Annotated in this window: 4 protein-coding genes; all 4 read right to left on the minus strand. The window is 56.6% G+C overall.

All coding sequences use genetic code 11. The annotated features are described in order from the left end of the window. Window positions 1-294: 294 nt before the first annotated feature. A complete protein-coding gene (locus QNK41_RS05450; protein ID WP_319254561.1) occupies window positions 295-1,125 on the minus strand; it encodes a hypothetical protein in 831 nt (276 codons plus the stop codon). After that, entirely contained in the window at window positions 1,122-2,555 is a 1,434-nt protein-coding gene (locus QNK41_RS05455) for a hypothetical protein (RefSeq protein ID WP_319254563.1), read from the minus strand. The genes QNK41_RS05450 and QNK41_RS05455 overlap by 4 nt, the downstream gene beginning before the upstream one ends. Window positions 2,556-2,593: 38 nt before the next feature. After that, the gene (locus tag QNK41_RS05460; RefSeq protein ID WP_319254565.1) at window positions 2,594-3,748 is read right to left on the minus strand and encodes a cysteine desulfurase family protein; all 1,155 of its coding nucleotides are present in this window, start codon (window positions 3,746-3,748) and stop codon (window positions 2,594-2,596) included. A gap of 16 nt (window positions 3,749-3,764) precedes the next feature. Further along, on the minus strand, window positions 3,765-4,548 hold a 784-nt coding region (locus QNK41_RS05465; RefSeq protein WP_319254567.1), incomplete at its 5' end, for an RNA pseudouridine synthase.

A 4,548-nucleotide genomic window follows, 5' to 3' on the forward strand; every position in this document is an offset into this window, starting at 1 on the left:
CCCATCCCCATTTTTACTGCAAGCGTTGCGGCCAGATGGACTGTTTGACCCCGGACAGCCTGAATGTGGATAGCGACGAATTGTGGAAAACCTTTCCCGGCCGCATCGACAAGGTGGAAGTCCGCGTTGACGGCATCTGCAAGAACTGTATGAAGTAAATGGGATCCGGGTGGACGGCATGGTTCTAATCGTCAACTTCAACGGCCCCGATATGCCAGTGATCAGGGCCGATACCATCTTGAAAAAAACGGCGCCGCCCCCGGGTGAACAATATCTATTCTTCTGAAGGTTTGGTTACCGGCGCTGCAGGACCACTTTTTCGGTCATAAGCATTTCCTGACCATCTCCGCCGCCCATCATTGCCCCGGAAAAAGACATCTTGGATTGGGTAGTCAACTCGATCCACATGCTTTCTTTGAGATCAAATATGACTTCACCCTTACCCGTGGAGGATCCATCCACTTCTCCGCCCATGGTGGACGTCTTGGTTGCATGGCGTTCTTTGGTGCTGAAATAAGCCAGCCCCTCGCTGATGTCCTCCAACACGAATACCTTGCGGGTCTTCGTGCTGCTGGCCATGTTCGGGTCTTTAAAACCGTGGGTGCGCTTGTCTTCGAACTCGTCTCCGGGAAGCAGTGCTTCTTCGGGCAGTTCGGGGAACCAGAATACCGCTGGTTTTAGCGACTCGGCCAATATCTTATTGGATTGAAGGAGGGCGCTCTTCTCCTGGGGGCCCAAAGAAGGGTCCTGCATGACCTTGTCGACCCCTGCAACAACAACGTTGCGAATATCGCCGCTGGTGTGAACATCGGCCGTAAAGGTAAAATCATACTGACCCAACGCATATTTGTTCGCATCAGTTTTAGCGGGCGGGTTGATATAGCGAGCGGTTAGACTAACCCAATTCTTTTTCGGGCCTTTGGAAACGGCATATAAAAGCGTGTGCCGCTGCTGTTGGGTCTGCTTTTGTCCCATCACCACGAAGGTCATGCGACTCATGCGGGTACACTCCCACTGCTGCCCGGGAGCGAAACCATAGCGCAAATTCACGGCTCCGGGAATTGCCGGTGATGCGCCCCAGAGCAGCGTCACCAGGCTGGTCAACAAAAAGCAGGTCGCTTTCATCGCTTGGCCTTTCTTTCAAGGGTTTTAATCTGGCGTTCAATTTTTGCTCGGTCATGCGTACCCGGGGCCAGCTTGAGAAAGATACGCCAGGCTTCAACAGCCGCTTCGTAGTCCTCAGTATCACTGTATAGTTCGGCAAGACCTCGATACGGGGCTGCATATTTTGGATCCAAACGAGCGGCCTCTCGGTATGCTTTTTCAGCCCTTTTGACCTGGGCCGGACTGGCGCCGAAGGCAAAGTCCCCCAGTTCGCTCTTGGCCAGCCCATAGGCTACCGGGGCGGTGCGCACACCCCGCGCATAGAGTGTTGCAAAATCTTGATGGGCTTCATCGTAGCGATCTTCCGCCAAGGCTCCCTGGGCCCGAGGCAGCAGGATATGGGTAATGAAATCCATGTAGGTTTGTTGGCCGACCTTCATGCCGCTGCCAGCGGTCGCCTCCTTGACCTCCTGCATGTTGGTCAAACCGGCAACAAATTGGGCTTTGGAGGGCTGAACGTAACTGGGCGTCTGAACCAAGCCGGTGTCCCCCATCTGCTGGCGTAGGTTCTGCAAGTTGCTCTCGATAAGGCGTTGCTGCGCACGAATCTGCTCGGCAAAGGCCCCCATGGCCTGCTGCTCCTGTTTCAACCAATCGTGGTCCAAGCGCTGAATGTTGGTCCAACCCCGGGCACATTGAACCGGATCGTAACCGGATTGGACGCAAAGAATCATTCCCTGGGCATCGGCCACCGGTTCAAATTGAAGGCGGGGATCGATGGCTCTTCCCTGGGCATCCTTGGTCGGCATGCTGTTGATCACATCCTTGATGCTGTAATAGGCGCCGTGGGCGGTTTCGATGGCAGCCAGGCGCTTCATGGTTTCGCTATAGGTCGCGTCGCCGCTGATTATCGATTCAGTCAGGTCGATGCCCTGGGCCTGCACGGTATAATCCACTGCCGAATCCAGCAGCACACCAAAGATGGCCCCCGCGATGGCCGTGCGCCCCTTGCGTCTTTCTGCAGCTTTGATCTGCTGGTACAGGGCCAGGTAATAGCCTTCGCTGAGATAGGCCATTTGCGAGGCGAGTACGCCGGCCAACTGGGCTTCGTTCTCCAGACCGAAAACCAACCCCGAACTGACCACCAGATGGCCGTCCACATAGCTGTAGACCGTGGGCTTGGGAGAATCGATCACCGTAACCTGAAGCGTCACACCCGACGGAATGGTATCGCCGGTAGACATCAGCTTTCGGCAGATCGAATCCACATAGTCTTGAATGGCAGCGTCGATCACAAGCGGTTGATTCCTCAGATCACTGTCAAATGCTTGCCTGGCCTGTAAAATAAGCTGTCGACCGTCATCATTCAATTCAAGCCCTTGCGCACCGGTATGCGGCACACCCACTAAGAAGACCAAGACGAAAAACCCGCATATGCGCAACACTGTCATTCCCACTCCTTTCCATCGAATCATTTTTTGGCAACTATTTAACGGACGGCCGTCAATCCACGCAACCGTCTTACGGCACTGACGACAACAGTGACGGCACGGTCGATCTGATCGGCGGTGGTCATCCGTCCCGTGGAAAAGCGAACAGTGCCCTTGGCCCATTCCACAGGTACCCGCATGGCCTCGAGGACATGCGACAGGGTAACGGTATCCGAGTGGCAGGCGGCGCCAGCCGACGCGGCCACATCCAGGCCGATCTCCTCCAGGATGCGGTTGGCCTCCAGCCCCTTGAAAGAGAGACTCAGGGTGTTGGGCAGACGGTATTCATGGTGGCCGTTAAGGTTCATATCCGCCAGGCCGTCGGCCAGACCCGTGTGCAACCGGTCCCGCATGGCCTTGAGGTGCCGGCCGGCATAATCGAGGCTGCGTTCGGCCATCTCACAGGCCTTTCCCAAGCCCACGACCGCCATGACGTTTTCAGTCCCGGCCCGCCAGCCCATCTCCTGGCCCGCCCCATGGCAGAATTTTTCCGGTAGCAACCCCTTTCTCACGTAAAGCGCACCGACGCCCTTGGGGGCGTAAAGTTTATGCCCGGCCACAGAGAGCATATCTACGTTCATCGACTGAACATCGACCACAATCTTGCCGAGGCTCTGGGCCGCATCGGTGTGAATGCATATTCCTTGTTGCCTTGCGATCCCGGCGATTTTGCTGATGGGTTGAATCGTTCCGACCTCATTGTTGGCATGCATGACGGAAATCAGGATGGTGTCCGGCCGGATGGCGGCGGCCACATCGTCCACACGGATCATGCCGGTCTCATCAGCATCAACAAACGTGGTCTCAAAGCCTTCCTGCACCAGGTAACGGCACACGTCCAACACCGCCGGGTGCTCCACCGTGCTCGTGATGAGATGGCGGCCTTTTTCCCTAAGTGCACGGGCCATGCCTTTGATGGCGTGATTGTTGGACTCGGTGCCGCCTGAGGTGAAAAATACCTCATCCGGCTGGCAGCCCAGCAGACCGGCCACCTGCCGCCGGGCCGTCTCGACGGCCCGCTTTGGCCGGATGCCGTACCAATGCGAGCTGGAGGGGTTGCCGAATTCAGTTTCCAGGAATGGCTGCATGGCCGTAATCACTTCCGGGTCGTGGGGGGTGGTGCCATTATAATCCAGGTAAACAGGCTGAACCATGATGGATATCCGATCTTTAAGTGGTTGCGGTAGAATCGATTATCGGTGCAAATGCCCCCCAATCCCAGGGGGCGTGTTGGCTGTCTGATAATTTGTCATCCGGCCAGGGCCATTGCAGGGGGATCGGGCTGGTCAATATTATTCGGTCGTCCCGGGTGGGATGATCCACGCTTAACGAATGGGCCAGCAAGGCGATCTGACGCTCGGGAAGCGGCGTCTCGGCACCGTAACGAAGATCCCCTATCAGCGGGTGCCCCATATGGGCCAGTTGAATGCGGATCTGGTGGCGCCGGCCGGTTTTCAGGCAAACCCGCAGAAGGCTTTTATCATCATCTCTACCAAGTACCGTATAGCGCAGCCGCGCCTCCTGGCTTTCTTCTGTGGGCCTCGATACCACACGGCTCCAACGCTCCCGGCGTTCAATATGATGGATCAGCTGTTCAGAATCACCGGCAACCGTGCCGCTGACCACGGCCAGGTAATGCTTCTGCACGGTCCGCTCACGGAACTGTTTAGACAGACGACCCGCCGCCTTGGATGTACGGGCAAACAGAACCACCCCGGCCACCGGGCGATCCAGACGGTGTACCAACCCCAGAAAAACCTTGCCGGGTTTGTGGTAACGCGCCTTGAGCCATCGTTTGCCCAGATCCAGCAGGCAGACGTCGCCGGTACGATCCCCTTGCACCAGCAGTCCTGATGGTTTATAAACCGCCAGCAGATGGTTATCCTCGTAAATGACCGGCCAACTGGAATCAAAAAAGCAAAGTGGTTGGGTTTCACAAGGGGTGGGATTCATG

This window comes from Desulfosarcina sp. (assembly GCF_033791525.1).
Taxonomy (GTDB): Bacteria; Desulfobacterota; Desulfobacteria; order Desulfobacterales; family Desulfosarcinaceae; genus Desulfosarcina.